2 protein-coding genes are annotated in these 3363 nt (G+C 72.6%); one reads left to right on the forward strand and one right to left on the reverse strand.

Translation table 11 applies throughout. The features are described from left to right. Positions 1–229: 229 nt before the first annotated feature. A complete protein-coding gene (locus ACFW2E_RS43890; RefSeq protein ID WP_384476890.1) occupies positions 230–2308 on the reverse strand; it encodes a protein kinase in 2079 nt (692 codons plus the stop codon). A 189-nt stretch (positions 2309–2497) separates the two neighbouring features. On the opposite strand from ACFW2E_RS43890, the gene ACFW2E_RS43895 reads away from it, so the two are divergent. Next, positions 2498–3217 carry an LPXTG cell wall anchor domain-containing protein gene (locus tag ACFW2E_RS43895; protein WP_384476892.1) on the forward strand — a complete coding sequence of 240 codons (720 nt, stop codon included), beginning with the start codon at positions 2498–2500 and terminating at the stop codon, positions 3215–3217. Positions 3218–3363: the final 146 nt, after the last annotated feature.

Here is a 3363-nt window from a genome sequence, read left to right on the forward strand (position 1 = left end):
GGGGAGCCCTGCGGGCGCACGACCGTGATGCTGCCGCTGTTGGTCGGGGCGTGGGTCAAGGCAACCCCCCTGGTGTTGGAGATTTTCGTCGCGGGCCGCTCGACGGCGGCCCTCGAGTCCGACGTCGAGACCGACAAGGTGCCTGTCGGCTGACGTCCGCGGTCTCGTCACCGCGACGGGGGGAGGGAACCCGCCGGGGTTCCCTCCCCCCGTGCGTTCCCGGACCTCCTCACAGCACGGTGAAGCTGTCCTTGACCTTGTTGTACGTCTTCAGGGCCTGTGTCTCGTTCTCCGGCTGGTACCAGGTGTTGACCTGGTACGACTTCCCGTTCGCGTCGAAGCCCAGCAGCAGGGCGTGCCAGTGGACGCCCTTGAGCGTGAACGTGTACTCCCAGACGACCGCCGGGTGGCGCTGGAAAGTCGTCTCCTCCAGGCGGAGCTTGGTGTAGTCCTGGCCCTCCCGGGCGCTCTGCTCCGAGGCGCTCCAGGTGTCCATCAGGTTGCCGCGGGCGAGGGACGACTTGCCGACGAGTTCCTGACGGCCGTCGGGGGAGGTGTAGTGCACCTCGGAACCGGTCTTCACGTCCCGCCGCCAGCCCTTCGGCGTCGCCCACGCGAACCCGCCCGCCTCCCGGTGCGCGCCCGGCGGCAGGCTCTGGGGCCTGGACGTGCCCTCGACGGTGGGTGGGGGGCTGGTCGTATCACCCCCGGCGGAAGGGGAAGAGGCAGAGGAGACGGAGGCGGACGGTGGGGAGCCGGCGTGCGCGTCGTCCTGCCGCCCGCCGGACGGCGTGCGCAGGAGCACCGCGACCACGGCGGCGACGGCCACCAGGCCCACGGCCGCGAGGACACCGGTGCGCCGACGGCCGGAGCGGTGGGTGTCCGGGGCGGCGGGACCGGGGGGTTCGCCCGGCGGGAGGCCCACGGTGCCCGGACGGCGCTCGGTGACCGCCTGGGCCCGGGTGAGGGAGACGCCCCGGCGGGGCTGGGCTCCGGGGGCCGGTCCCGCGGAGTTGCTGGAGGGCACCTCGGAACGGACTTCGGAGCGCAGCTCGGAGGCGGCTTCGGCGGGGATGCCGGGAATCCGGGGGGCGGTGGCCGGCGGGACGGCGGTGGCCGGCGGGACGGCGGCGTCGTGGTGCGCGGGCAGGGCCTCACCGGTGACGGGCGGGGCCGACGGCACCGCGTCGCGCACCGGCTCGGCACCGGCGTCGGCGTCCTGCCCGGCATCACCACCCCCCGCACGCGCGCGGGGCACCTCCACGAACGCCGGGGAGGGGGGGTGGGCGGGCGCTGGGGCGGGACCGGGCTGCGGTCCTGATGCCGATCCCGGCTCTGGCTCGTGCTCTGGCTCGGGCGCCGGCACCGCTGCGGCCCCCGGCGGCCCGGAACGTCCGGGACCCGCCCTCCCCACTTGCTCGGCCTCGCCCGGACTCGCCGGTTCCGCCTCGCCGGTTTCCGCGTCGGCGCCGGTCCGGCGGCGCTCGCCCACCGGCAGGGTCGGAGTCGTCGGGGGGTACGCGACCGGCCACAGGGCGTCCTCCACCTCGGCCAGGCCGGCCCTGACCGTCGGCTCCTTCTCCAGGAGCGCCGCCAGGATGTCCCGCAGCGGGCCCGCCGCGACGGGGAGTTCGGGTTCCTCGTAGAGCACCGCGTGCAGCGTCGCCAGCGTCGTGTCACGGGAGAAGGGGGAGCGGCCGCCCAGGGCTGCGCAGAGGGTCGCGCCCAGGGACCAGATGTCGGACGGCGGGCCCTGCGGGCGCCCGGACACCCGCTCGGGGGCCATGTAGTCGGGGGAGCCCACCAGCATGCCGACCATGGTGAGCGCCTTGGCGTCCTGGATGGCCGCGATGCCGAAGTCCGTCAGCACCACGCGCCGACCGCCACGCTCGACGAGGACGTTGCCGGGCTTGATGTCCCGGTGCAGCACTCCGCCGGCGTGCACCTGCCGCAGCGCGGCCACCAGCCCCAGCCCGATCCGTGCCGTCTCGCGCGGACCCAGCGGCCCCTCCTCGACCATGATCCGGTCCAGCGAGCGTCCGGCGACCAACTCCATGACGATCCACAGGCGTTCGCCCTCGTCGACGACGTCGTAGATGCGCACGACATTGGGGTGGTCGATCCGGGCCGTCGCCCTGGCCTCGCGCAACGTGCGTTCGCGGCGGGTGCGCGTGTCCTCCGCGTCCAGGCCGTCTATGCGCATTTCCTTGACCGCCACCGGCCGGTCCAGCATTTCGTCGGCGGCCCGCCACACGCGGCCCATTCCACCCTGGCCGATGCTTTCGACCAGCCGGTACCGCCCCGTCACCAGTAACCCTGGAAACCCGCCGCTCCTCGCATTCCCCGACAATCCGCCGCACCCCCCTCAACGACCGCACCAATAGAAACACAATGGTCACACTTCGTGCCGTACCAGCATAGTGCGGAGAAATCTTGTGGTACCTCTTCAAGTACTGCGAATTCAGGCGCAGTCCAGGGGGTTGCAAGGGGGACGAACATGAGTTCTCGTCGCATGGCGGCCATCACGGGATCACTGCTCACGGCATCTTTCTCCGCCGTGATGATCCTTCCGTTCACGGCCGCCGCCGATGACCAGGGACCGGGAAGCAGCAAGGGAGGAAAGGCGGTCGACGAGGCACCGGCGGGCGTGAAGCTGAGCACGCTGCTGCCCGCGAAGATCTCGGTGGACAACAGTTCGCAAAAGACGGCGATTACCGCCACGGTCAAGAACGACGGAAGCAAGGACAGCGGCGACATCAGGCTTTTGGTGGTCGGTTTCGACGGCCTGAGGGTCACGGGCGTTCAGGGCTGTGACGCCATCGCGAAAAAGGACCTGCCGGAAGGTTCGAACAGCGGATTCAGCTGCCCCGTCGGCAAACTCGCCGCGGGCAGCTCGAAGTCGTACGCCGTCGACGCGACGTACGACCTGGGCAAGGCCGGGAAGATCTGCCTGCCGGTGCAGAGCGCCGACGGGAAGAAGACCTTCTGGCAGCAGGGCCCGGTGCCCTTCGGTACGACGAACCCGTCGCCGAACGCCCCGGCCACCCCGCTGCTGCTCGGCACCGACAACAAGCCGGTGGCCCCTGGCGGCGACCAGTTGCCCAAGACCGGGGTGGGCCATGACGTGCTGCCGCTCGGGGCGGCCGGTGCCGCGCTGATCGCGGCGGGCGCGGCGGGGCTGTGGTGGTCGCAGCGGCAGTCGCGGCCGGGGCGCTGAGCGAGTCCGCGCCGAACTCGGTTCCGTACGAGGGCGGTTCCCGCGACGGCTGCCGGCCGCGGGGGAAGGGGAGCGGCCCGCGCGGTGCCGGACCGGAGCCGGGCGGGCCGGGGCCCGCATCGGGCTCGCCGGGGGACGGGTCGGGT

Source organism: Streptomyces sp. NPDC058964 (assembly GCF_042741275.1).
GTDB lineage: Bacteria > Actinomycetota > Actinomycetes > Streptomycetales > Streptomycetaceae > Streptomyces.